The organism is Nostoc sp. (assembly GCF_036917815.1).
GTDB lineage: Bacteria > Cyanobacteriota > Cyanobacteriia > Cyanobacteriales > Nostocaceae > Nostoc.
This window is the reverse complement of record NZ_JBALEK010000099.1, coordinates 1-23,571: the sequence shown is the minus strand read 5'-3', so window position 1 is coordinate 23,571 and position 23,571 is coordinate 1. Positions and strand designations below refer to the sequence as shown.

Annotated in this window: 22 protein-coding genes and 1 other RNA gene; 10 read left to right on the top strand and 13 right to left on the bottom strand. The window is 41.8% G+C overall.

Annotated elements, in window-relative coordinates:
* The first annotated feature begins 33 nt into the window (after positions 1-33).
* Complete coding sequence (gene pstS, locus V7K97_RS29695; RefSeq protein ID WP_334804560.1) at positions 34-1,113, top strand: phosphate ABC transporter substrate-binding protein PstS; 1,080 nt, start codon at positions 34-36, stop codon at positions 1,111-1,113.
* A gap of 31 nt (positions 1,114-1,144) precedes the next feature.
* Here the strand turns inward: pstS and queF are convergent, their stop codons facing one another.
* From queF to V7K97_RS29665, 6 genes are all read right to left on the bottom strand, one after another.
* Positions 1,145-1,546 (bottom strand): preQ(1) synthase, encoded by a 402-nt coding sequence (gene queF, locus V7K97_RS29690; protein WP_334804559.1) that lies wholly within the window; start codon positions 1,544-1,546, stop codon positions 1,145-1,147.
* Positions 1,547-1,642: 96 nt separating this feature from the next.
* A complete protein-coding gene (locus tag V7K97_RS29685) occupies positions 1,643-2,044 on the bottom strand; it encodes a hypothetical protein (RefSeq protein WP_334804558.1) in 402 nt (133 codons plus the stop codon).
* A gap of 156 nt (positions 2,045-2,200) precedes the next feature.
* On the bottom strand, positions 2,201-2,587 hold the full coding sequence (locus tag V7K97_RS29680) for a phasin family protein (protein ID WP_334804557.1): 387 nt from the start codon (positions 2,585-2,587) through the stop codon (positions 2,201-2,203).
* A gap of 25 nt (positions 2,588-2,612) precedes the next feature.
* An RNA gene (gene ffs, locus V7K97_RS29675) (signal recognition particle sRNA small type) lies at positions 2,613-2,709 on the bottom strand.
* A gap of 37 nt (positions 2,710-2,746) precedes the next feature.
* Entirely contained in the window at positions 2,747-3,013 is a 267-nt protein-coding gene (locus V7K97_RS29670) for a YciI family protein (RefSeq protein ID WP_334804567.1), read from the bottom strand.
* Positions 3,014-3,136: 123 nt separating this feature from the next.
* Positions 3,137-3,463, bottom strand: a complete 327-nt coding sequence (locus V7K97_RS29665; RefSeq protein WP_334804556.1) for a KGK domain-containing protein — start codon at positions 3,461-3,463, stop codon at positions 3,137-3,139.
* Between the two features lie 222 nt (positions 3,464-3,685).
* Here V7K97_RS29665 and V7K97_RS29660 point away from each other — a divergent pair, with 222 nt between their 5' ends.
* From V7K97_RS29660 to V7K97_RS29650, 3 genes are all read left to right on the top strand, one after another.
* A complete protein-coding gene (locus tag V7K97_RS29660; protein ID WP_334804555.1) occupies positions 3,686-4,237 on the top strand; it encodes a 2'-5' RNA ligase family protein in 552 nt (183 codons plus the stop codon).
* A gap of 470 nt (positions 4,238-4,707) precedes the next feature.
* A complete protein-coding gene (locus tag V7K97_RS29655; protein WP_334804554.1) occupies positions 4,708-5,451 on the top strand; it encodes a peptidoglycan-binding domain-containing protein in 744 nt (247 codons plus the stop codon).
* Between the two features lie 813 nt (positions 5,452-6,264).
* Positions 6,265-7,206, top strand: coding sequence for an N-acetylmuramoyl-L-alanine amidase (locus tag V7K97_RS29650; protein WP_334804553.1), 942 nt, complete (start codon positions 6,265-6,267; stop codon positions 7,204-7,206).
* A gap of 454 nt (positions 7,207-7,660) precedes the next feature.
* Here V7K97_RS29650 and V7K97_RS29645 read toward each other — a convergent pair whose 3' ends face one another.
* The 3 genes from V7K97_RS29645 to V7K97_RS29635 form a co-directional block, all read right to left on the bottom strand.
* Complete coding sequence (locus V7K97_RS29645; protein ID WP_334804552.1) at positions 7,661-8,530, bottom strand: zinc metalloprotease HtpX; 870 nt, start codon at positions 8,528-8,530, stop codon at positions 7,661-7,663.
* 560 nt (positions 8,531-9,090) lie between these two features.
* Positions 9,091-9,309 (bottom strand): Chromate resistance protein ChrB, encoded by a 219-nt coding sequence (locus tag V7K97_RS29640; protein WP_334804551.1) that lies wholly within the window; start codon positions 9,307-9,309, stop codon positions 9,091-9,093.
* The gene (locus tag V7K97_RS29635) at positions 9,284-9,406 is read right to left on the bottom strand and encodes a hypothetical protein (protein WP_334804550.1); all 123 of its coding nucleotides are present in this window, start codon (positions 9,404-9,406) and stop codon (positions 9,284-9,286) included. The genes V7K97_RS29640 and V7K97_RS29635 overlap by 26 nt, the downstream gene beginning before the upstream one ends.
* 165 nt (positions 9,407-9,571) lie before the next feature.
* On the opposite strand from V7K97_RS29635, the gene V7K97_RS29630 reads away from it, so the two are divergent.
* Positions 9,572-12,088, top strand: coding sequence for a CPBP family glutamic-type intramembrane protease (locus V7K97_RS29630; RefSeq protein ID WP_442938938.1), 2,517 nt, complete (start codon positions 9,572-9,574; stop codon positions 12,086-12,088).
* 513 nt (positions 12,089-12,601) lie between these two features.
* Here V7K97_RS29630 and V7K97_RS29625 read toward each other — a convergent pair.
* On the bottom strand, positions 12,602-13,009 hold the full coding sequence (locus tag V7K97_RS29625; RefSeq protein WP_334804548.1) for a universal stress protein: 408 nt from the start codon (positions 13,007-13,009) through the stop codon (positions 12,602-12,604).
* 89 nt (positions 13,010-13,098) lie between these two features.
* Here V7K97_RS29625 and V7K97_RS29620 point away from each other — a divergent pair, with 89 nt between their 5' ends.
* From V7K97_RS29620 to V7K97_RS29605, 4 genes are all read left to right on the top strand, one after another.
* On the top strand, positions 13,099-14,301 hold the full coding sequence (locus V7K97_RS29620) for a phosphoglycerate kinase (protein ID WP_334804547.1): 1,203 nt from the start codon (positions 13,099-13,101) through the stop codon (positions 14,299-14,301).
* Positions 14,302-14,438: 137 nt separating this feature from the next.
* Entirely contained in the window at positions 14,439-14,834 is a 396-nt protein-coding gene (locus tag V7K97_RS29615) for an AAA family ATPase (protein WP_334804546.1), read from the top strand.
* A 53-nt stretch (positions 14,835-14,887) separates the two neighbouring features.
* A complete protein-coding gene (locus V7K97_RS29610) occupies positions 14,888-15,505 on the top strand; it encodes an NUDIX hydrolase (RefSeq protein WP_334804545.1) in 618 nt (205 codons plus the stop codon).
* A 204-nt stretch (positions 15,506-15,709) separates the two neighbouring features.
* Positions 15,710-16,588: a TauD/TfdA dioxygenase family protein gene (locus tag V7K97_RS29605; RefSeq protein ID WP_334804544.1), complete on the top strand. Its 879-nt coding sequence runs from the start codon at positions 15,710-15,712 to the stop codon at positions 16,586-16,588.
* 363 nt (positions 16,589-16,951) lie between these two features.
* Here V7K97_RS29605 and V7K97_RS29600 read toward each other — a convergent pair whose 3' ends face one another.
* Together V7K97_RS29600 and V7K97_RS29595 are read right to left on the bottom strand one after the other, a co-directional pair.
* Positions 16,952-19,084 (bottom strand): serine/threonine-protein kinase, encoded by a 2,133-nt coding sequence (locus tag V7K97_RS29600; protein WP_334804543.1) that lies wholly within the window; start codon positions 19,082-19,084, stop codon positions 16,952-16,954.
* Positions 19,085-19,155: 71 nt separating this feature from the next.
* Complete coding sequence (locus V7K97_RS29595) at positions 19,156-20,865, bottom strand: serine/threonine-protein kinase (protein WP_334804542.1); 1,710 nt, start codon at positions 20,863-20,865, stop codon at positions 19,156-19,158.
* Between the two features lie 155 nt (positions 20,866-21,020).
* Between V7K97_RS29595 and V7K97_RS29590 the strand changes: the two genes are divergently transcribed.
* A complete protein-coding gene (locus V7K97_RS29590; RefSeq protein WP_334804541.1) occupies positions 21,021-22,535 on the top strand; it encodes a phenylacetate--CoA ligase family protein in 1,515 nt (504 codons plus the stop codon).
* Positions 22,536-22,741: 206 nt separating this feature from the next.
* Here V7K97_RS29590 and V7K97_RS29585 read toward each other — a convergent pair whose 3' ends face one another.
* Positions 22,742-23,365 carry a transposase gene (locus V7K97_RS29585; protein ID WP_334804540.1) on the bottom strand — a complete coding sequence of 208 codons (624 nt, stop codon included), beginning with the start codon at positions 23,363-23,365 and terminating at the stop codon, positions 22,742-22,744.
* Positions 23,366-23,571 lie beyond the last annotated feature (206 nt).

Below are 23,571 nucleotides of genomic sequence, written 5' to 3'. Positions count from 1 at the left end.
GGTATTTATTAAAAATTGAAACAAAAGATTTCTATGTATGCTCAACTTCAACCCAAGGGATGCGTTTACCTTCTACCTTTAATCGCTATCTTGTTGAGTATCGCTTCTTGCACTGCGAATAATCGAAATATCAACCGTGTTTCTCTTCTTGGTGCCGGGGCTAGTTTTCCCGCACCTTTGTACGATCGCTGGCTTTCAGATTATAACCAGCAAAATCCCAATGTAGAAATTAACTATCAAGCTATAGGCAGCAGTGCTGGAGTGCAACAGCTAATCGAAGGTACTGTGGACTTTGCAGCTAGTGATGTGGGAATTACAAATCAAGAAGCAGCCAAGATCAAACGGGGAGTAATCGCTTTACCTTTAACTGCCGGTTCTATTGTGCTGGCTTATAACCTGACACCAGTTACACAGCACTCGCCTCAAGTCAATGTGCCAACTGCTCTCAGGCTATCACGCCAAGTTTACGTAGATATCTTTCTCGGAAAAATTACGAATTGGAATCATCCTAAAATAGTCGCAGCTAATCCAGGAGTAAGTTTGCCCGATTTACCGATTCAGGTTGTACACCGAACTGATGGGAGTGGAACTACAGGCGTGTTGACGCAACACCTAAGCGCTATAAGTCCACAATGGAAAAACAAAGTTGGGGCTGGTAAATCTGTAGCATGGCAAGTGGGAATTGGTGGAAAGGGTAACGAAGGTGTTACCGCCCTGATTCAACAAATACCAGGAGCTATTGGCTATGTCGAGTACATTTACGCCAAACAAAATAAACTTCCTGTAGCTGCTTTAGAAAATAAATCTGGTAATTATATTACGCCGACACCGGAATCTGTAGCCCAAACTTTAGAGACAGTGAAATTACCCGCCGATAACTTGATTGCTTTTATCACCGATCCTACAGATGCCCAGTCTTATCCTATCGTTACTTACACCTGGCTTTTAACTTATCACCAATATCCAAACCGTGTTAAAGCTCAAGCGCTGAAAAACTTTGTTAATTGGGCTGTGGTTGACGGGCAAAAATCCAGTTTGGAACTCGGCTATGTTCCTTTGCCTAAAAAAGTTGTGCTTCAAGTGGAATCTGCTGTCAATAAAATTGGTGAATAAAGCCGATTAATCCCATCTGCGCTAATCATCATTATTTTTGGTGCCGTACTTCAACCACAGTATGTACATTACCGCGAGGCGTAAAATCTGCTTTCACCGTGACTTCTAACGGATCGCAAGCAGCCACAAAATCATCTAAAATTTGATTTGCAGATTCTTCGTGGGAAATGTAGCGATCGCGGTAACTATTAATATAAAGTTTGAGTGCCTTTAATTCCACTACCCGTTCATCAGGCACATAGCTAACGTAAATTGTCGCAAAGTCAGGATAGCCGGAAAAGGGACATTTACAAGTAAATTCCGGCAAAGTAATATTAATGTCATATCGCCTCCCCACACGCGGATTCGGAAAGGTAATTAGTTTACCTTCCGCAATGTCGCGTTCGCCATATTTCATCTCTTGGTTTGCCTGGGATAGATTATCATTTGTCATTTGTTATTTTACTGATCTTTACGTCCTTTTAGTAATTTTATAACTCCAAACTCCTAACGTACAGACGCGATTAATCGCGTCTCTCCTAACTCCCCCTCAATACTCTTCTTTCTCCCAATCTAGACAACTCTCATCTTCACAACCGTTGGGATGCATAGCACAAACTAACAAATTACCACCATAAACTTGGCCGTGGTAGTGATTACAACCAATGCAGGCGGGATTTTTTTCGGCTGTGGCTTCAACTGAATAAGGAAAACCCGGATCTACATCTGCTACAACGTCTTCCAGTTCCCAGTAAGCTTCCAACATTGGTTCAGCAAAATCCTGTAAATACTGATCCACTTCAGTCACAATGTTGTTGTGTACTTGCTCGGTGACTTCTTCCGTTAGCTCAAAAAATGCGTCTACCACTTCACTCATTCCCAGGAAGAAACGCTCTACTTCTTCAGCCACTATTTCGACAATTTCTGCTAAATCTTTTTGCCACTGTTCCATAAACTTGACACCTTTGCAGGCTATAAACAGGACGCTTTGTATTATCTGGCTTGAAGCACTAACGTATACACTAGGCAATGTATCTTATCAAGTTTCTATCCTAAGTGTCATGTCAAAATGCCACTTATTACTGATATTTCCATCAAAGAATGCTTTTTATTGATCCCGTTGCAATCGTTTTAACTCTTCTTGCAGGTTTAGCACTTCTTGGCGTAACTTATCTACATTCTCATCATTTGATGCCTCTTTCACCGTTGGTTCTTCATCTTCCTCTAAAATCTCAATGCGGCGAGGTTCAGAAGGGGGTGCTTTCTCAGAGGTTTCACCAGATGGTTGGGCTTGTTGGGCTTGCTTCATCATATCTTCAACGAAGCGGCGGGCTTCTTCTGTATTCATTTCGCCCTTTGCAACCATTTCATCTGCCAGTTTTTGGACTTGCGATCGCACTTGGGCTAATTTTCCCCCTGCTTTCTCACCTGCGTAAGAAGCTAATCCAACACCGAGGTAAAAAGCTTTTTGAACAATATCTCCAAAACCAGCCATTGTTGCTGACCGCTCCTAAAAATAGGGCGACCCGGAGACTACGCCTACCACAAGCCTCCCGTGTTGCTGCTACCTTCCGGTTCTGACAAGATTTGGGTGTTGCGATCGCATAGATCCAGGTCTTCTCAAAGCATAACATGAAAAGTCAGTAAGTGTGTGTTATTCCATAACAATTCGCCATTCATAAAGCTGATAGGTGACGCAGCCGTTTTGCACCAAGGGGTCATCAGCAACAATTGCTTCGGCTTCAGCTTTTGAGGCTGCCTCAAATAGCAACATCCCGCCTCTTTGCTCCGCCCAATAGCCTGTTCGCGCTTTGTGTCCTTTAGCAATCAAGTCCTGAATGTAGGCTCTGTGGGCGGGTACATATTGGTCAAAGGTAGGTTTATCGACTTTGCCTTCTTCAATTTTGACAAACCACGGCATTTGCTTCTTAACTCCAGTTACAACAGACATCCTGCTTAAGTTATGACTATTTTTGAGTAGCATTTGAGTAGCAGTATACTGAATATTTCCCGAAAACAGCACAAGCGAAGCATCTGTGACTATTTAGATATCTAGGTGCGATCGCAGATCATCCAAGGGTGACTGTGGCTTTTCATCTGCCGGAGGGGACTTTTTCAAAAAAGCCTCTGGGTTTTCAGGGATGAATTCTAGACGAAAACGGAATCGTCCCTTCTGCCAGCCTCCGCCTTTAGCTAGTAAAACCTCACACTTACAACCCTCTTCCGTAAACCATTGGCGCTCAGGAGCAGGATAATTATTCTTCCCATCTGTCCAGGAAAAAATAGCTTGTACAAGGTTGCGGAACTTCAGCATGGGCGGTGTATCAAAAGCGTTTGAAGAAAAAGCGGATACAACGTCTTCATCGTCCAAGTTAAATCTGTCTTCATCGCTGAAGTCGAATCTATATTTATTACTCTCATCCCTGAATTTATTACTCTCATCCCTGAAGCTCGATCTACGTCTGTGACTACGCATTTCAATTTTCTCTTTCGGTACACAATATGGCAGATCAAGCGCCAACTCGATCCGCCTTCCCTAAGTTTTCCCACCGATCACCAATTACTAAGCAGTAAAAATAATTAATATAAATAGATGAGCCGTTTTTTTGTCGCCCTCCTACCACCGCAAGACATTCAAGATTACGCCAACCAGATTAAGCAGTACTTTAGCGATCGCTATGCTAGTAGCGGGGCGCTAAAGTCTCCGCCTCATATTACCCTGCGATCGCCCTTTGAATGGGCAGATGCTAACTTGCCACTGCTAGAAGCATCTTTGAAAGAGTTTGCTACTGGACAACAACCTGTAGCAATTACACTCAGGGGATTTGATGCCTTTGCGCCTCGTGTTGTATACATCAATGTAGTCAAAAGTCAAGAGCTTTTAACTTTGCAAGCTGATTTAATGGCTTATACAGAAAGCAACTTGGGAATTGTTGACAAGGTTTCTAAAACCCGCCCTTTTGCGCCTCATCTAACGGTTGCATTTCGGGATTTAACAAAGCAAGCTTTTCAAGCTGCTTGGCCAGAATTTGAAAAGCGTCAGTTACATTTTGAGTTTACTGCTGACAAATTAACACTGCTGCTTCACGATGGGAATCGCTGGAATATTAAATCGGAGTTTGATTTTTTTTCTGGTAATAGTTGAGCGATGTTTTTGTGATTTTTAATGTTGTAGCTAATTTTATTTTGGATTGTGGGTAGAGCGGTAGGGTAGCATAGCTAGTTGTGCTACCCTACTACGTAGTATCATCAATAGTTGAGATCGCCCTTTCTTTTTCTCTGTGTGTAGTCGCCTACGCCGAACGTCTCCTAGAACACCGATTCATTAATCAAAAACCTAACCCCCCAGCCCCCTTCCCTGCCAGGGAAGGGGGAGGCAAACTCCCCTCTTTGCTTGCCTGACGGCAGGCTGACACCAAGGGCGAGGGGTTGGGGGAGAGGTTCTTTCAGGATTACTGAATTAGTGTTCTAGAGAAGTAGTTTGTCGTCACACATCGCCTAACTTTTGGAACGCCTTGCAAATAAGAAATGTTAGATTTATTTATTCCTACGTACTTAGTTTTTGTAAAACAAGATACATTGAATGGTAGTTTAGTCGCAAAGGAACCAAAAAGTATGTCCGTTAGTAGCCCTGAAGTCATCCGTCATATATTGATCGGGTTGGGATATTTAGCTCCTGAGATTGATCCTAAACCGGATCTCACTAAATTTGCTCCCTGGAAGCGGAATAACAACTCATTGACAGATGATCCTACTGAAGAAGCGATTAAAAAGTTTCAGAAACAGTACTCACAAAAACTTGTGGTTAATGGTAATGCTGATTCTGATACTCGATCTGTAATGGAAGATACAGTCACAGGGCTTCAGAATAGATTGAAGTTTCACGGTTTTGCAACCAATGCCGAAATTCCAAAAGACTTGCCTTTTTATGGGCCAGCCACTTATACAGCAGTCAAGAAATTTCAAAAATCTCAGGGTTTAACTGAAAATGGCATTGCCACTATTGAACAGCGTCAAATTCTCCAGCAACCTACTTTAACAGATAAGCCCCAGCCTCAGCCCCAATCACAACTCAAACTGATAGATTTGTGCTTCCAATTCAAAAAAGATCCTCAAAATCCTTCTTACATTGCAGCATTAAATAACTTACAACAAAATCTACCCAAGGACGTTTTACATCAAGTTACTAATAAATGGAGAGGGACAAACGATCAAAATCCTGAGATTGTCAAGCTGACGAATGTGTTTACTTATTATGATGACAACAATCCAAACCATCGTGATGCACTAAATCACTTACAAAGTCAGATTACCCCAGCCATCTCTCAAGCATTTTTAAGCCTCTGGAATAAGAAATAACAAATATAGCGTTTCCTAATCACATGAGGCACATCTTAGCCCCCTCTCGAAGAGCGGGGAGAAGGTTGGGGGTGGGGTTCTTGTACTTCACTCAAGCGAGAACCGCTATAGGACTTATAGGGGGCAGCATTGTACGAATTTTACAACTGATTCAGGGACGGGATAATCCTGAAAGAGCCTGCAACTGTTGCCTTTACCGACGAGCAACAGCAATGCTTGTCTATTCTTGCACCTACAATAGATGAAAAAACTGGACTTCAACAAAATCCTCCGGGAATTACTACTTTAATTCGTGGACTTTATCAGTTTTAATCTACCTTTCTTCGCTGGGAACTCTCTCTATATCTACTTATGTCTACACCGTAGCCTTTTAGGAGGGAGATTTAGAGAGAGGTTTTCCAGAACCCGTGAAAAGTCAGGTTTACATTAGGGTATGCCTTCGTTCAGGGATTTGGGCATCGTACTAGGTAGATTTATCATGGCTTTCTACTTTTACAAAGAGTTATTATCTCAATAATGGAGTCAATTGCTGCATTTCAATATATTGCAAAAATTAACGACTTATTCCCGATTTTGATAGATTATAATGATTGTATTTTTGGTGACAAAACGCCTTTATTAGAGTGGATTTTACGACACAAAATTTGCTGTTCATCTTCGCACGAAAACTTATTTTGTCTACCACCGTAGTAATGCTGAAAACAATGCAGCCATTGCTAACAAGTACTTTCACAAATTTATTAACCAAACTTTATCTATATAATTAGAAGAGTTTTGAACTAGTGTAAAAACAAGTAAGTTGAGGATAAATTCATGAAATTTGGAATTGATAGCGGGCACAATTGTCCACCAGACACAGGAGCCAACGGAATTAGATTTGAGGATAATTTAACTCTAGATGTAGGTAATAGAGTTATAGCCAAGTTAAGAGCATTGGGGAACGAAGTCGTTGTATGTAGACCAAGTAGTGCTCGTACAGTAACTGAATCGCTTTCAAAAAGATGTTCTACAGCTAATGGAAGTAAAGTAGATATTTACGTCTCGATTCATTTTAACTGTTTTAACGGACAAGCTAACGGCACAGAAGTATATGCAAATAGCGATACAGGCGTAAAAATCGCTAAACCTGTACTAGATGAAATCATCAAGTTAGGATTTTTTAATCGCGGCGTTAAGAGTGGTTCCCACTTGTACGTTCTGAAAAATACAGATATGCCTGCGATTCTTGTAGAAGGTTGCTTTGTCGATTCGCAAAAAGATATGAATCTTTTTAATCCTGAAGCAATGGCTAATGCGATCGTCAAAGGCTTAACAGGTAAAGTGTCAAGTGTTCCTGTTAACCCCGTACAAGATGAAGAAAATAATGCAGATGAGACTATTCTCAGATTGCAAAAAACCTTAAATCAGCTAAAAATAACTGATAAAAATGGTAAGGCTTTAGTGGAAGATGGCTTCACCGGGGCTAGCACCAAATCTGCCGTAGAAAAATTTCAGACTATTATTGCAGTTCAGCCCACTGGAATTGCTGATGATGCTACATGGAATGGCATAAATCTAATTTTGGCAAAACGAATTATCAGACCAAACCATGCTGGTGGTGCAGTTGTCAGATACTTGCAATACCGTTTAGGTGTTGATAATGATGGCGTTTACGGCCCGCAAACAGAGGTTATAGTTAAGAATTTTCAAAAGCAAAATGGTCTAGATGCCGATGGCATTGTCGGGCCTGCTAGCTGGCAGAAATTAATTGCTTAGGTTGATGGAGACTAAGGACTAGTACAAGAAGGCAAAAGTAAAAAGGCAAAAGTAAAAAGAAAGAATGCTTATTTTGTAGGCTTTCTGGCTATTTAAAATGGTTGCTTTATTTACACCGTGTCGTACTAGGGACTGGGGAGGTAGGCAAAGCAATAACCAATCCCCAATCCCCAGTCCCCTTGTTTTACAAAAATTTGCGCTGCGCCAGTTGCTTCTCCCTTGGCGCTAGCCTCTCCCTTTGGGAGAAGGGGAGACGCTGCGCGTAGCAAGATCCCCGGAGGGGTACAAGTCTCTTAACCGCAAGGGCGCACTGGCAACTCTATAGCCTCTGCGGTTTAAAAGTAATTTATCTAACCTTATTAGGCGCAGAGAACACAGAGTAAAGAGGGATTCTTTTACCAAAATTTTTACCCACCTTGAAAGGGCTAGTCCTAGACTAATGACAAATGACTAATTAATAAGCTTTTGTTGGCAGTTGTTGCTCTAATTTTAGCAATGCTGCAACTCGCACTTCTGTAGCAGGGTGACTGGAGAATAAGTTACCCAAAAACTGCCCAGAGATGGAATTGATAATTAATAACGGCTCATAAGCTGGATTAGCATTTAAAGGCACCTGCTTTGCTGAGGCTTCTAACCGTTGCAACGCCCTAGCTAAGGCGCGGGGATTACCAGTTAATCTAGCAGAACCGGCATCAGCAGAAAATTCTCGTGTGCGCGAAATTGCTAGCTGAATAATTGTTGCAGCCACCGGCGCAAGCATAACTGTTAATAAAACTCCTATGGGATTTCCACCTCTGTTGTCATCTCGTGAACTACCGCCAAACCATAAGCTATAACTAACCATTTGGGCTAGAAATGAAATAGCACCAGCAACAGTAGCAGCAACGGCTTGTGTGAGGGTGTCACGATTAATAATGTGGGTGAGTTCGTGAGCAATAACGCCTTCGAGTTCATCCTCTGGCAATATATTTAAAATACCTTCGGTGACAGCCACAGCAGCGTGTTCTGGATCGCGCCCTGTTGCAAAGGCGTTAGCACCAAGGCTAGGAACGATGTAAACTTTAGGCATGGGAATATTGGCGCGATCGCTCAATCTTTGCACCATCCGATAAAGTCCTGGCGCTTCCCTTTCACTCACAGGCTGTGCCTGATATACTGCCAAGGCAATTTTATCTGATTGATACCAAGAAAACAGGTTTGTTGCTGCTGCCAAGCCAATCCCGATAATTAAGCCACTAGAACCGCCAATTACCCAGTAACTAATTGCGATCAAAAGACCACTTAACGCAGCAAGCAAAGCAGCCGTTTTTAATTGATTTGTCATATTTTTGCTCTCCTGCTAATGCTGTGTAAATTTTTTTGAGAAGACAGCATTACTTCAGCTACATTCTGATTTTATCCAGCCAAACTTAGATATGTGGTACAGAAAACCTATCACAGAAGTACGGTTTTCCCACTTAACTTTTATCAATACTAATTTAGTTGTTTTTGATACGGATGTATTAATAATATAGATAAATGCCAAAAACGCATCTATCTACAGGGATAAATTGTCTATCTAGATAGAAATTACAAGTGCAATTTCTAAGTTAGGCTACGCCAACATCATTAATTCAGATCCATTAAAAGGGAACAGGGAACGGGCAACAGGGAACAGGGAAATCCCCATAATTAAAATTAGGGGATTTGTACAAGGACGTATTTTTTCTTGCGCTACGCGTCCCCTTAAAAAATGTTTTTATTTCTTTCATAAATAAATTTAGTTGCTCTGTACCCTAAATCTTCTCCTGGCAAAGACGCTGCGCGAACGGGGCTAATTCTTGCACTGTTAAGAGTTCCCTCTTCCCTGTTCCCGCCCCGAAGGGGCTTGGTTACTTATACAGGTTACGAATTTATCCCTTCTGCTTGATATACTTGTTCGGTAAATAGGTGAAAGTCTAATTCACACGCCTTAAAAACTTCAGTGGCTTGTGAGTATTTTTGAGCATTAAACAAATCGCGATCGCGGATTTTTGGCAACCAAGAACGCAGTTTAGTTAGTTCCGCCTCATTCTCTTCCAGTTCTGCAAAAGTGAGGTTACTTATTTTCCGTTCCTCGCTCAATTCGCGATGAAAATCCCGACATTGCCAAAAACTCTTGATATTCCTCGTCTGACTGCTGTTGGAAGCGCTCTACCAGCATTTTTTGGCTAGCACTCATCCCTGGATTCTTCGCAGTAGCTTTATTAATAGCGGGAGTGCGCGAACCAAAAACACCTTGGCAAGTCTGGGGATTGTTTGCCCTTTATGGTTAAAATCATTGGCAACCTACAGTACTCTTATATTTATAGTAAGATTATCAGCAAGTTTTAGTTGCTGATAATATATGATTTGGCATGGATTGAGTCGAAAAGCAAAGCTACTATTTACGAGATTTTTGCTGCTAGTTTTCATAGCAGTAATTGCGGGGTGGCAACTCTCCCCAATACAAGCCCAGTTAGTACAACAAGAAAGTAATTACGCGATACATATTCGACAAAATTTTAATCAATCTGGTTTTTATCCCATTGCCAAAATTCCATCTGTAAACCTTTATAAACCGATTGGCGATTGGGTAGGAAGGTTAATTTTACCAACTAAACAGCAATTACAAGATGGTTTGGATTGGGTATGGATGGAAGTGCAATATGCACCACCCACAGCACAAAATTTAGTAGGGAATATTGTGCGTTTAGAGTGGAAAAAGAATGAAGATTTGCTTGCTTTGGATCAAGCAGTAACGCGAGATGTAAATTTCACTTCTGAAGTGATTAAAAGTCAAAAAAAAGGAAACATTCATCCTTTTCGACTAAATGGAGTTCGCCACGTAGGGATTTTACGCTCTTTGGCTGGTGCAAATCCTGATGATAATGTAATTGTTGTTTTAGATTCAAGTACAATTATTGATGCAAGTCAAGAAAAATCTATTTTGCAAATTGAACGCGAACCTGTTTTGGCAACTGGTAGATTTTATGGGTTGGTAAAAATAATTAAACCGATTCAATCTAGCTCCAAAACTATTTCATTTCCAAAAGCAAAGCAATATACCGATTATTTTTTGGTAAAGCATTATAATCCTAATTCAAATAAATTCGATGGTCTTCAAGAAACTATTCATATTCCCCAACAAGTAATAGATAGGCGAAATTTTGCTCCTTCAAGTTCGCAGCAAATCGAACAATCACCTGCGGGTGAGGATGGTTGGTATATTTATGGTGCTGATGATGCAAAGGGTGTATTTACAGTAGCCGCACTTGCACCTCGTTCTCTCTTTCAAATTCAACCCCGTCAAATCATTACTGGTGAGAAATTAGGGCTAAATTACATCCAAGAGGTAAATTGGCAAAATACCGAGAAAAATAAAGGTAAATTCAATACTGTATTATTAAAACCTGTAGAAACACAAAATTCACTTAATCAATCTATCTCAAAATGGCAAGAAGGTAATAAAGCTATTGTCCTACACCTATTTGGTGGAATTGGCGGACGTAATGCTGAAGCAGTCCCAGTACCTTATACTATCACCGGACATTTTGCTTTTGGAATTGCAGAAGTTGTCCGTGACGAGTTTACTAAAGAATTACGTTTTGAGACTAAATACCACCAAATTTATGCCCAGAACCCCGATGGAATTATTGCCGGAACGCATACATGGGCTGATTATATGGGTAATTTACAACGTGGTTGGGTGGCAACACGTCCAATATCAGATATTCTGATCAAATTCGATCCTGTAACGCAGGATTATGATTTTGGTGGTGTTAAACTTTCGCCTTTAGAACAATTCCAGCAACAATTACAGGTAACAATGGCACGTTATCGGGTTGGTGATGGAACTGGTGGCGCAATAGTATCACCTGCTACCTCGTGTGTTCAAGACGCAAGTCAAGCACTTTATACTACGATACTGGCAATTAAAAACCAAGTTGCTACAACTCCTCAAATTCAAACTTGGGTACGCGCAAATCCCAATCACCCGCAAGCATTACGCTTTCAGCAGCTAGTTGAATTAGGTAAATCTTTAGAACAACAATTAGCACCATTGGGTATAGTTCGCGCTGATTGGCAAAGTCAAGCAAGTATACTCGCAGGTACGGGCATAGGAAAAACGACGCAACCATTTGAAGATCGTAGTATTTGGGCTGGTTTGACAACATGGCGAACAATAATGCCTAGACAGGCACACGACGATCTCGCCACAATATTTTTAAAACATGGTGCGATTATGCAAGTATTGCGAACCAATCAAGTAGGTGGTTGGCAACCTAATATTACACCCATTGCGCCAACAGTACTTTTAGGACAAATTAAGATTCCCTTTACCAATATTTCACCAATTTCAATTATTTTAAATCGCGTTTTAGCGTCCTTAGCAGTTCCGACATTAAAAGATTGGTTAGTTGTTGCTTTAATGCTGATAATTTATAGCGTTATTGCCCTACCTTATGGCTGGAAATTTGGATTTTTACATATCCAAATTTGGTCTGCGAATTGGATTGATAAATGCTTGTTAGCATTGCGTTGTTTATTTTTACCTGCCATTGTTGAAGAACTTTTCTTTCGCGTTTTTTTGCTCCCTAATCCTAGCGAAATCAGCAATTGGTTAGAAGTATCTCTGGGGGCAATAGTGAGTTTATTCTTATTTATTTTATATCATCCATTGAATGCTAGGATGTTTTTTAAAGCTGGAACTCCCACATTTTACAATCGTGTTTTTCTGGTTTTGGCTGCATTCTTGGGAATTATATGTACTGTTGCATATACCCTAACAGGATCTTTGTTTGTGATAGTTTTAATTCACTGGGTTGTAGTAGTAGTTTGGTTAATTTTTTTTGGAGGAATCAGAAGATTTGATCAGAGTTGATTCAATACGGTTCGGATAAGGTTTTTTGATGACACGCCGCTAATCGCAAAGACGCGATAAATCACCGTCTTTACAATAATCAGCTGTAGGGTGTGTTATGCCTTATAGCAACGCACCTGAGATTGTTGACGGTGCGGCGCTTGGCGACAACACACCCTACATGAAAATTCCTTAACATAGCTGGAAATATTAGCACCGACTTACTTAAATCGCCGTCTTGACAATAATCAGTCCTTTGTCTTGACGGCGATTTATCGCGTCTCTTGCCTTAACCGAACCGTATTGAGAGTTGATTGATCAAGTAAATTTTAAGTAGGGTGTGTTAGGTGCTTGACCAAAATTTTTCGTGGCAAAGCATATTAAAATATGCGCCTAACACAACGCCAGTTGCTTCTCCCAGGGGGAGACGCTACGCGTAGCAAGATCCCCGGAGGGTTACAAGCGGGGGAACCCGTCCAACGCACTGGCTGCCCTACAGTAATTTTCTTTTTGCTAGTATTCTGCAATACACTGCTAAGGCACAATCAGCACTGGGCAAGGGGAAAGGTTAATCACGCGAGTGGTAACACTATCATCCGCTCCCTCTTCAGTCAAACCTAGCCCTCGACAACCCATGATAATTAAATCGGCCCCGATTTCATCAGCGACATCGCAGATAGTAAAAGCTGGTTTGCCTTGCCTTTCCAGGATTTCTGATTGAATTCCTTGTCCAGAAAATAAAGATTGGGCATTTTCTAGCAGTTTGGCAACTACCTCTGGTGACACCATCGGATCTGCACTAGGCGCATCTGGAGGCGGTTCTTCTACCACAGACAGCAGCACCAAGCGACTGCCGTACTTTTGGACGACGTTGGTAACTACGTCAGCAGCTTCCCGCGTTTCCCGGCTTTGATCAATAGGAAATAGTACTGTCTTAAACATTTCTGTCACCTGGGCACCCCTGACTCCGGTAAAATCTGGATGGTTCTACTTTCAAAACAATAACAAAAAGGCAATCAGGAGAGTTTGGTGTGTCCAAAAAAAGTTTAGCAAGTTTATCTTCGGCTGATATCTCTGGGAAACGTGCCTTAGTGCGGGTTGACTTTAATGTGCCTGTGGACGATAAAGGCAACATTACCGACGATACTCGCATTCGCGCCGCTCTGCCAACTATCAGAGATTTGACGCAGAAGGGTGCTAAGGTCATTCTCGCAAGCCATTTTGGCCGTCCCAAGGGTGTGGATGACAAATTACGCCTAACTCCCGTTGCCAAGCGTCTGTCGGAGTTACTGGGGCAAGAAGTCGTTAAAACTGATGACTCTATTGGTGATGAAGTTGCAGCTAAAGTTGGCGCGTTGCAAAATGGCCAAGTGCTGTTACTAGAAAATGTCCGTTTTTACCCAGAAGAAGAGAAAAACGATCCAGAATTTGCGAAAAAATTGGCAGCTAATGCTGATTTTTATGTAAATGATGCTTTTGGTACTGCACACCGCGCCCATGCTTCTACTGAAGGTGTGACTAAATTCCTCAGTCCTTCTGTGGCTGGATATTTAGTTGAGAAGGAATTGCAATATCTGCAAAACGCTATTGAAAATCCCCAACGTCCTTTGGCCGCAATTATTGGCGGTTCCAAGGTTTCCAGTAAAATTGGCGTGATTGAAACGTTGCTGGAGAAGTGCGACAAGCTGATCATCGGCGGTGGAATGATTTTCACATTCTACAAAGCCCGTGGCTTAAATGTTGGTAAGTCGTTGGTGGAAGAAGACAAGCTGGAACTGGCGAAGTCTTTGGAAGCTAAGGCTAAGGAACGTGGTGTCAGCTTACTGTTACCTACAGATGTGGTAGTGGCAGATAACTTTGCCCCTGATGCCAATTCTCAAACCGTTAGTATTGAGAATATCCCTGATGGTTGGATGGGTTTGGATATTGGGCCAGACTCGGTGAAGGTTTTCCAAGATGCCCTTGCAGATACCAAAACGGTTATTTGGAACGGGCCGATGGGTGTGTTTGAGTTTGATAAGTTTGCAGTAGGTACGGAAGCGATCGCTCATACCTTAGCTGAAATTAGCAAAACTGGCACAACCACCATTATCGGCGGTGGTGACTCAGTAGCGGCTGTGGAAAAGGTTGGTTTAGCTGACCAAATGAGCCACATTTCTACAGGTGGCGGCGCTAGCTTGGAGTTACTTGAAGGTAAGGTATTACCTGGAATTGCAGCTTTAGATGATGCGTAATCAAGTTAGCTCTTAAGCTATTGTTAACATCAGTTAAGGGACTTGTAAATTTAGTATGGGCACGGTTTACTGTGCCCTTGCTATTTTTATTAATATTTCTGCAACCATGCGAACAAAGTTATGGAAGTGATGTTGTAATGGCAAGAATTGAAGAAATTTCAGTCAAAAACTATAGGGTTTTGCAAAATATTACCCTAAAAGATATTAAACCTTTTTCCGTTTTTCTTGGGCCTAATGGTAGTGGCAAAACTACTTTTTTCGATGTGATAGGTTTCCTATCAGATTGCCTAACTACTAATGTTCGTAAAGCGTTAGAAAAAAGAGGAAGATTTCAAGAGGTTATCTCCCGTGATTGTCAAGGTCAAGAAATTGAAATTATAATTAAGTATAAAGTGGAGTCGGAGCCAACAATTGATGGCAGATTAGCTCTTTTATTTAAAGATGCACCTTTTAGTAAACCATTTCTAGCTAGGTTTTCCTCAGACGGTACACTAAAACTACTGGCATATTTGATATTATTAATCGTCAAATAAAATTTATTAATTAGGTACTTGCTCGCACTAATTTATACAAATTTGGGAAAACTGTGGAAACTAAATGGCTGGAATGGGCGCAAAAATTACAAGCGATCGCTCAAAATGGTCTAACCTATTCTGAAGGTGTTTATGATATCGAACGGTATACACAGTTACGAGCGATCGCCACAGAAATCATGGCGACTTATTCAAATGTAGAACATAGCTATGTCCTCGATTTGTTTAGCCGTGAAGTCGGATATGCAACTCCCAAAGTTGATGTGCGGGCAGCTATTTTTCGTGATGATACTATATTATTAGTCAAAGAACGAGCAGACGGCTGCTGGACTGTACCTGGTGGATGGGCTGATGTCGGCGAGTCTCCCAGCGAGGTAGTTGTGAAAGAAGTATATGAAGAATCTGGATATCAAGCACGCGCTATCAAACTCCTAGCAGTCTATGACAGAGACAAACAGGGACATTCACCGCTTCCGTTTTATGTCTACAAGCTGTTTTTTCACTGTGAAATTATCGCTGGTTCTCCCTCACCAAGTATTGAAACTGAAGAAGTAAGTTTTTTCCCTGAAGATGCGTTACCAGAACTTTCTCTTGGACGTGTGACACCAGCACAAATCACGCGACTTTTTCAGCATTATCGCCAACCAGATTTACCGACAGACTTTGATTAGTAGCCCCTTCAGTATTTAATATACTTTGCCAACTTTTTTAGCTAAGATACTACACTAATTGACTATATAGCAGTCCTAAATCATTTGTGAACAATAAATAAGAAGATCCCTGACAACTTTTACGAAGTCGGGGATCTGAGTCTCTCGATTTTCACAACTCATTTAGGATTGCTATATAGTTACTCTCAAAATAACTGTATAGCAATGACTCAAAATACTCAACAACAACCAATCCAGTACCACCCAAGACTCGGAGTTGAAGTCCTGCGCGGTTGCAATCTTAGCAACCTCACAAATCTAGAGTCGCGTGAATTAAAGGCATCACTTTGGAAACATGGCGTTGTAGTCGTCAGACAGCAACAGCTTACCGCACAACAATTAAAAGAATTTGCCAAGCAGACCTTTGGCGATTTTATGTTGGGCGGCCCTCCGAAAACATTAGATCCTGATATTAGTCCAGACTTACAAAGCCAATATGTCTATATATTGGGCAATCCTAAAGGGCCGGTTACTGAGCCAGTCGGAAAATATGCGTGGCAATGGCATCATGATAAAGATAGTCTCCCCCGCACAGAGGGACTTGATATGAACGCACTATATGTTGTGATGCTTTATGGAATACAAGTGCCGGAAGGTGTAGATGGGCAACCTCACACTACCGAGTTCGTCGATATGGTAGAAGCGTACAATAACCTAGATCCTCAACATCAGCAGCAGTTAGAGCAGATATCGATGTATCACTCGCCACCAATGTTTTCTAAAAATCCCAATGTAGAGACTGATGTACCGAGAAAAGTGCATCCCATTGTGTCTACTCACAAAGTCACTGGTAAAAAGGGATTATATTTAGGTTCGGACACTGCGATCGCAGTTGGTATGGAAGATCGACCAGAGTCAGCAAAACGTTTCTGGGAGGATTTGTTTAGGACTGTTCTAGACTGTACGCCAGTCTACTCCCATGTTTGGCAGCCAGGAGATATTATTTTTTGGGACAACTCACAGGTGATGCACAGAGGTACACCCTATGATGCAACGAAACACAAGCGAATTGCGTTGCGTTTAGGTGTAGTAGAGACAGGTTGAGTTAAGAAGTAAAAAGTAAAAAGTAAAAAGATAATCCCCATAAATAAATTGAGGGGATTTAATAAGGACACCTTATTTCTCTCTACGAGACGCAATCATGCGAACGCGCTGCGCCACGACGCTCGATGACTCGCTTGCCGCCGGCGCTATCGTTATAAATGTTTTTATTTCATTCCATAAATAAATTTAGTTGCTCTCAAACCATTTTTCTTTTTCTTGATGAGTGCCTTTTTACTTTTTACTTTTGCCTTGTTCGGTGAGACTGGAAAACACTAAACAAGAAGACGGGGAAAGTGGGAGACACGGTGAAAGTATTCTCTGTGTCCCCATGTCTTTGAGTCCCTGCGCCCTCTTCCAAAAACACTAAGGCGTTGTCTCAGGAGTTGGTATTGGTGTAGGTGTAGGTTCAGGTTTGGAGGTTTCTGTAGGCGTGGGAGTTGGTGTAGGCGTGGGAGTTGGCGTTGGTGTTGGCGTTGGTGTTGGTGCAGGCGTGGGATTTTCTGCTGTAATGCTGAGTTGATAATCTACTGGTTTCGATGCTGTAGAAACCACAGCAAACTCGTAAAATCCCTTCTCTGGTAATTTAGTTGACAAACTACGCTGGGTAGAATCTTCTAAAATTTGGATTTTGCCAGATGGTGAATAGACTGATAATAAAACTTGGGAATTTGCTTGTAGCTTTAAGTCCAGAAATTGATCTTTAGCAAGTCCAGCAATGAATACTTTACCACCACCAGGTTTAAGAGTACCACTAACTGTTTTACTGATCGCACCCGGATCAAAAACAAGTTTCTCGAAAGCGCTACCACTGAGGATAGCACTGAGTTGATCGCTAACAAAACCGTACCAAACTTGTTCAATGGGCTGAGATCGGAAATTTTTACCACGCTGTTCAGGGAATACATTGAAGAAAGCAGCGTCTCCCAAATCATCCAAAGAACGACTACCAACGTTGATTTTGTTAACTTCCACTTTCCAACGATCGTGTTCAGCCCTTGTGTAACTTCCCATTTGTTGACGTGCTTTGTTACTCAGTGGGGCTAGCTTTTCTAGCAATTCTGAGGCTGTTTTATCCCATTCTGCCCGCAAACTTTCATCTTCAGGGCCGTTGCTGAGAGTACGTCCCCTTAAACTGGGATTTTTGTCCCAAAAAACTTGATTCACCAAGTTTACGTAGAAGTTAGAGTCAATACCCAACTCTTGACGGCGATCGCTTAATTTTTCTTTGCGTTCCCGTTCAGCTGGTGAATATTGCGCTAAAGGATCGGTTGGTTGTTCCTTGGTTGGAATTGGGCTGGCTGTAGAAGTAGGTTTGACTTCCACTACATTGCGGTGGCTATTGACTCCCCACCAAATTAATCCAACACTACCAGCTACTAGCGCCGCCACTAGGAAGGTTTTTGTTGGTGTCCACCAAGAGGGAGGAGGGGGAGATGAGGGATATGAAGGGGAGGGGGATGGGGGGGGTGGGGAGACGGCGACGGTGGCGGATGTCGGTTGTGGTGGTGTGGGGTATTGAGTTGGGGGATAGTTAACTGGGGGTGGGTTAAGGGATTGCAGTACTTGACGGGCTGATTGATAGCGATCGCTTGGTCTGGCAGATAGCATTTTATCTAATACTTGTCCCAAAATTGGACTCAAGCTAACTTGCCTCTGCCACTGCCAGGTAAGATTGTAGGTATCAATTAATTCTTGGGGTTGTTTCCCTGTCAGTAAAACCAACATTGTTGCGGCTAAGGCATACAAATCGCTGTGGGGAGATACTGACCCAGTTTGCATCTGTTCTGGGGGTGCAAATCCTATTTTACCTAATAGGGTTGGTGCTGGAGGGGGTGCGACCATACCGGGTTGGTAATATTCAGAAGCAACGGTTGCTACTACTTGTTTGACACCGCCAAAATCAATTAATACTGGCAATTTGTCAACAGTGCGAAGCATTAAATTATCTGGAGAAATATCTCGGTGAATTACTCCTAGTGAGTGAATGTATTCCAATACTGGCAAAATTTGCTGCAACAATTGACGGACTTCCGTTTCTGTAAAGCGCAAACCCTGCTGTATTCGGGTATTTAACAAAGAATTGTAAGTTTCCCCTTCGACATAATCTTGCACTAAAAACAGATATTCTTTGCCCCCTAAGTTCAGCCGAAGCAGTTCCCGAAAGCGGGGAATTTGGGGATGTTGCAGTTTATAAAGAACACTCGCTTCTCTCTCAAACAATTCTTCAGCTTTTTGGACAACGTAAGCGGTTTGAACTTGGGGCGAAAACTCTTTTAAAACACAAAGTTCGCGGAAACGGTTGACATCTTCAGCTAAATAAGTGCGTCCGAAGCCACCTTGGCCAATTTGACGTACAATCACATAGCGATCGCCTAAAGTTAATCCCGGTTGGATACTATAACTCATGGGCGCATCCAACAAATTTTCACCACACTGGAGACAAAACCGACTACCTGGGGAATTTTCATGTCTTTTAGAACAATATATTTTTGTCATTACTCATTAGTCATTAGTCATTAGTCATTTGTTATTTGTCATTTGTTATTACTGACTCTTCCCCAATCCCCTTACTTGCCAGATTGTAGTTTACTAACTTGATCGGCTGCGATCGCATACCAAACTTGAAGGTAAGTCTGTTGATTGAGTTTCCCACGCTGCTGACCAGGAAACAACCGATCAAATTTTTCATTTGTATCTTTGGTCAGCTGATCAATTGTATAGTTCCCCAATTGGCCGGATCGCGCTTGTCGTCTCCATGTTTTATAATCTTTTTCAGTATATTTACCCAATTTACGACGAGATGCTGTACTCAGTTTCGCCTGTTCTAGTTGATTCAATAAATCGTCAGCGACACCAGACCATTCATCTCGTAAACCAGCGTCTTCAGCTTTAGATGTCAGGCTACGTCCCTTTAGTTCCGGTTTTTTTGTATAAAATAAATCATCTACGAAGCCAATAAAAAATCCTTCAGGAATTTCTAGCTGTTGACGACGACTGATAATTTCTTGGATATCGTGATTTTTTCCTTTCTCACTGACTGGTTTTCCGCTTGGAAAGTGTGGGATTTCCGGTAATGAAGGTAATGAAGGTAATGAAGGTAATGAAATTGATGGGATAGTGATTGAAGTTACGGCCCGAATGACTGCATTTCCCGCTGCTAAAGTTAATCCAACTAAAGCCGTCCCCCCTAAACTCATCACAAAAGGGCGAATCCAAATAGGCCAAGATATTGGTTTAGCGATGGCTTGGGTTTTGCTCTGGAATCTACTCACAACAGCGCTGGCGTGTTGTCTTCCCGGAGCAACTATCATCGTCTTAATCTTGGTGGTAATATAATTACCTGGGGATTTAGTCGCAGTTGGTGATGGTAAATCTTTGAGAATTTGCTCGGCTCGTTGGTAGCGATCGCTCGGTTTATAAGCCAGCATCTTTTTTAACACCGCTTCCAGTTGGGGACTAACTCTGATTTCCTTTCCCCATCCCCAAATTCCCTGATAGCTGTCGTATAATTTTTGTGGTTCTTGACCTGTGAACAACACCAAGATTGTCACAGCTAAAGAGTATAAATCACTACTGAAAAATGCTTTACCCTGCCGTAGCTGTTCCTCTGGGGCGTAGCCTTTTTTACCCAGCAAAGTGTTATTTCCCACCAACTTAGTGCGCCAAAAGCCTTGAGAAGCTGGCAATTGCTTGACACCACCAAAATCAATCAGCACAGGTAGATTATCAGAACGCCGCCAAATCAAATTATCAGGAGAGATATCGCGGTGAACTACATCTCGTGAGTGGATGTAGGATAACACGGGTAAAATCTGTTGCAGGAGGGTGATTACTTCCTCTTCACTAAAAGTTTTTCCTTGACTCTCACGCTCTTCTAATAATTGGTAATAATTATCACCATCAACATAATCTTGCACTAGAAAGAAAAAATCTTTACTACCTATCTTCACTTGTAGCGAGGCGTGAAAACGTGGAATTTGTGGATGTTGGAGTTTTTTGAGGACATTTGCTTCTCTTTCAAATAACTCTTTAGCTTTTTGTAAATCTTGTTGTTCTTGTACTTGGGGTGCAAATTCCTTCAACACACAGGTTTGCTGGGATTTATTTTTATCCTCAGCCAAATAGGTGCGTCCAAAGCCACCCTGACCTAATTGACGGATAATTTGATAGCGATTATCCACAACCTGTCCCACAGCAAGAGGTAATGGTTCACCACAAAGCGTGCAAAAGCGGTTACTACCATTATTTGTGTGTTGTTTACTGCAATAGAGCTGCATGGTGCCCAAGGATAAATTAAGGTTTTATTGAATGACTACAACGCGCATACCCTTATTTTCGGATATCCTACGAATTACGTTAGGTAGCGGTAGCGAGGAAGGAGCGTCATTATTTTAACGGTGTTGGTTCTACTTCAGGATAAACAACAAGCGTCATGAACCGCAAATCAAGACAGCAGCAAGTAATTAAAGCATTTGAAGATTTTTTGTCTACTCCCCTAGAAACGTTACTGCAACGTCATCTCAACACTCAAACTTCGGCAACTTTGAGTTTATTTCACGATGTGGCGGCTAATGTACCAGCTTACAAGGCGTTTTTAGCAGAAAGGGAAATTAATCCCGCGACTATTCAAACCTTGGAGGAGTTTCAAAAACTACCAGCGATCGCTAAACAAAATTATATCCTGCGTTATCCCTTAGCTGACTTGTGCCACAACGGACAACTAGAAGCGTGTGACATGATAGCTGCTTCATCAGGTTCTAGTGGTAAACCGACATTTTGGCCTCGTTTTTTCACAGATGAACTCCAAATCGCCACACGCTTTGAACAGATTTTTCACGATAGTTTCTATACAGATACCAGACGTACCCTAGCAGTGATTTGTTTCACTTTGGGCACTTGGGTAGGTGGGATGTTTACCACTAATTGCTGTCGTTATCTTGCTAGCAAAGGTTATCTCATCACTGTAATTACTCCTGGTAACAATAAAGAAGAAATATTGCGAGTTGTCCAAGAACTTGGTTCAGAATTTGAACAAGTGGTGTTATTGGGATACCCGCCATTTTTAAAAGATGTCATTGATACTGGTATCGCCCGTGGCGTGGAGTGGCAGCAATATCAGATTAAATTAGTGATGGCGGGAGAAGTATTTAGTGAAGAATGGCGGAGTTTAGTTGGTGAAAGAATTGGTTCACAAAATCCTTGCTATGATTTTGCATCACTTTACGGCACTGCGGATGCGGGAGTTTTAGGTAATGAAACACCGTTAAGTATCTGTATTCGCCGTTTTTTGGCAGAAAATCCCGATGCCGCTAGAGCTTTATTTGGGGAATCGCGTTTACCCACATTAGTACAATATGATCCCTTCACTCGCTTTTTTGAAGTTCAAGATGGCGGATTGCTGTTTTCGGGAGATAACGGTATTCCCTTAGTACGTTATGACATTTTAGATACTGGTGGAATAATTAGTTATGATGCCATGCTGCAATTTTTAGCAGAATGGGGATTTAACCCGCTTGAAAATCTCCGTTCTGAGAATCAACAATCAGCTAGAGGTATTCATCAGCTACCTTTTGTTTATGTCTTTGGCCGTTCTAACTTTACGGTTTCCTACTTTGGCGCAAATATCTATCCCGAAAATGTGACGGTGGGATTAGAACAACCAGTAATTCAAGAATGGGTAACGGGTAAATTTGTGTTGCAGGTGAAGGAAGATGCAGACAAGAATCGATTTTTATCTGTGGTTGTGGAGTTAGGAGCAGGGGTAGAGGGTAGTGAAGATCGAAGAGAAGCGATCGCATCTTCTATTCTCTCACAACTGCTACGCCTAAATAGCGAGTTTGCTAATTATGTTCCCGCAGAATATCAAACACCACAGGTTATGTTAGCGCCAATGGGGGATGCAGAATATTTTCCGATTGGGGTGAAACATCGTTATACCCGTCAATAGTACTAGGTGCGATGAATAATCAAATACAAGAAGACGCGATGAATCCACAAACACAGCAAGAAGACGCGATGAATCCACAAACACAGCAAGAAGACGCGATGAATCCACAAACACAGCAAGAAGACGCGATGAATCCACAAACACAGCAAGAAGACGCGATGAATCGCGTCTCTACAAGGGGGGATGGGGTGGTTGTTCGCGATGGGCTATGCCCCGCCGTAGGCATCGCGTTCCCAATTGATTGGGTTATTGATAATATATTGTCTAATTTTATCGAGGGCGAATTCATTACGAATTATGTTGTCATGAAACCTTTCTTGCCATCCAAAACCTTCATATATTTGATTAATTTCAAATGAACATCGTCCTTTGTACCATCTAATAATTTTAGAAAGAGAATTTTTAGACAACATCGGATTAAATAACCCAGTAACCCCACCCCGTTCACCATCCCCCCTTGTAGAGACGCGATTCATCGCGTCTTCTTCTTCCTGTGTTCGTGGATTCATCACGTCCTCTTCTCGTATTTGATTAATAACCAAAATCCCATGAATATGATTAGGCATGACGCAAAACGAATCTATCTGGCAATTAGAAAAATGATTAGGAATCTCGTACCACAATTTCTGAGCAATTTCTCCAATTGGCGATCGCTGCATTTCACTCTGCACAACCTCACCAAAAAAGCATTTTTTACCGTCGGTGCAAATAGTAACGAAATATCCGGCATTACTAGCATAACTCCATGCTGGTAAACGGGTTGAATCAATTCGATATTTACCTTTGTATTTGGGTTTGTCGTTTTCTGGTTGAGGATCGTAATGATTCATGGTTACATCTTTGATTTATACAAAAATTTATGCAATTATTGCTTTGCATTGATGTAATTGCCAACCCAAAAAACTCGGAATTATTCGCGCTATGTAAATGACGGGAAGGAAGAAGACGCGATGAATCAGGAGGAAGACGCGATGAATCAGGAGGAAGACGCGATGAATCAGGAGGAAGACGCGATGAATCAGGAGGAAGACGCGAT

Bases quoted from the DNA above. Each gene is read 5' to 3' on its own strand.
- pstS (WP_334804560.1), top strand. From the start codon at position 34: ATGTATGCTCAACTTCAACCCAAGGGATGCGTTTACCTTCTACCTTTA.
- queF (WP_334804559.1), bottom strand. From the start codon at position 1,546: ATGACAAATGATAATCTATCCCAGGCAAACCAAGAGATGAAATATGGC.
- V7K97_RS29685 (WP_334804558.1), bottom strand. From the start codon at position 2,044: ATGGAACAGTGGCAAAAAGATTTAGCAGAAATTGTCGAAATAGTGGCT.
- V7K97_RS29680 (WP_334804557.1), bottom strand. From the start codon at position 2,587: ATGGCTGGTTTTGGAGATATTGTTCAAAAAGCTTTTTACCTCGGTGTT.
- V7K97_RS29670 (WP_334804567.1), bottom strand. From the start codon at position 3,013: ATGCCGTGGTTTGTCAAAATTGAAGAAGGCAAAGTCGATAAACCTACC.
- V7K97_RS29660 (WP_334804555.1), top strand. From the start codon at position 3,686: ATGAGCCGTTTTTTTGTCGCCCTCCTACCACCGCAAGACATTCAAGAT.
- V7K97_RS29655 (WP_334804554.1), top strand. From the start codon at position 4,708: ATGTCCGTTAGTAGCCCTGAAGTCATCCGTCATATATTGATCGGGTTG.
- V7K97_RS29650 (WP_334804553.1), top strand. From the start codon at position 6,265: ATGAAATTTGGAATTGATAGCGGGCACAATTGTCCACCAGACACAGGA.
- V7K97_RS29645 (WP_334804552.1), bottom strand. From the start codon at position 8,530: ATGACAAATCAATTAAAAACGGCTGCTTTGCTTGCTGCGTTAAGTGGT.
- V7K97_RS29635 (WP_334804550.1), bottom strand. From the start codon at position 9,406: ATGAGTGCTAGCCAAAAAATGCTGGTAGAGCGCTTCCAACAGCAGTCA.
- V7K97_RS29630 (WP_442938938.1), top strand. From the start codon at position 9,572: ATGATTTGGCATGGATTGAGTCGAAAAGCAAAGCTACTATTTACGAGA.
- V7K97_RS29625 (WP_334804548.1), bottom strand. From the start codon at position 13,009: ATGTTTAAGACAGTACTATTTCCTATTGATCAAAGCCGGGAAACGCGG.
- V7K97_RS29615 (WP_334804546.1), top strand. From the start codon at position 14,439: ATGGCAAGAATTGAAGAAATTTCAGTCAAAAACTATAGGGTTTTGCAA.
- V7K97_RS29605 (WP_334804544.1), top strand. From the start codon at position 15,710: ATGACTCAAAATACTCAACAACAACCAATCCAGTACCACCCAAGACTC.
- V7K97_RS29600 (WP_334804543.1), bottom strand. From the start codon at position 19,084: ATGACAAAAATATATTGTTCTAAAAGACATGAAAATTCCCCAGGTAGT.
- V7K97_RS29595 (WP_334804542.1), bottom strand. From the start codon at position 20,865: ATGCAGCTCTATTGCAGTAAACAACACACAAATAATGGTAGTAACCGC.
- V7K97_RS29590 (WP_334804541.1), top strand. From the start codon at position 21,021: ATGAACCGCAAATCAAGACAGCAGCAAGTAATTAAAGCATTTGAAGAT.
- V7K97_RS29585 (WP_334804540.1), bottom strand. From the start codon at position 23,365: ATGAATCATTACGATCCTCAACCAGAAAACGACAAACCCAAATACAAA.